The sequence below is a fragment of the Chryseobacterium sp. SIMBA_029 genome (genome assembly GCF_046535275.1).
Lineage (GTDB): Bacteria > Bacteroidota > Bacteroidia > Flavobacteriales > Weeksellaceae > Chryseobacterium.
The window spans coordinates 1-892 of record NZ_JAWRXA010000032.1; the positions used below are offsets into that span (position 1 = coordinate 1).

The window sequence follows — 892 nt, forward strand, 5'->3', positions numbered from 1 at the left end:
TCTTGTCATTCGGATATTCACTAGCACTATCGTTAAATTGATACAGTAATTCGGAACGTTCTGTTTCGGTTAAATAATCAATTTTTTCAATGGGTTCATCAGGTTGGTCTATGGCTTTAGTCAGAAGATTTTCAAAATGAACAAACATCCTTTTGATCAGGAACTCATCATAGATATCTGTATTGTATTCTATTATTAATCCTAATTGATCTTCTTCCTCCGAAAAAGTATAGCTCACATCAAACTGCGAAGTTTTTCTTCGATATTCAAATCGCTCTATTTGTAAACCTACTATATCTTTTTCGGTATTCCCTAATCGTAACTGACCCTGATTTTGATACACAACCAGCACATCAAATAATGCCGAACGGCTCATATCTCGTTTTATATTAAGCTTACTTACCAGCTCATCAAATGGATACATCTGATGTTCATAAGCCGATAAAAGCGTGTTTTTCTCCTTATCAAGCAAGGATGCAAAACTATTATTCTCGTTCTCAAATATTGTCCGTATTGCAAGGGTGTTAAGATAAAGACCGATCTGATTCTCCAAATCAGGATGTTCTCTGCCTGCTATTGGAGTCCCCACTATAATATCCTGCTGACCGCTATAGCGGTAAAGCAATGCTTTTATTCCTGCCATAAGCGTCATAAAAAGCGTCACTCCATGTAGCTCTGAATATTGCTTAAGTTTTGAGGTAAAATCAATTGAAAACAAATGACTGAGATTATCCCCGTTGTAACTTTGCATTAAGGGACGGGCCTTATAACTCGGTAATGATAATATGGGCAAATCACCTGAAAACTCCTCTAGCCAATATGATTCTGCTTTTTCATATCTCTCTCCGCCAAGCTCATCTTCCAACCATACTGTATAATCCTTGTATTGGAT

General features: G+C 36.8%; 1 protein-coding gene. It reads right to left on the reverse strand.

The window, feature by feature from the left end:
* Positions 1–892: condensation domain-containing protein (locus SB679_RS23065; RefSeq protein WP_410704631.1), on the reverse strand; the 892-nt coding region annotated here is incomplete at both ends.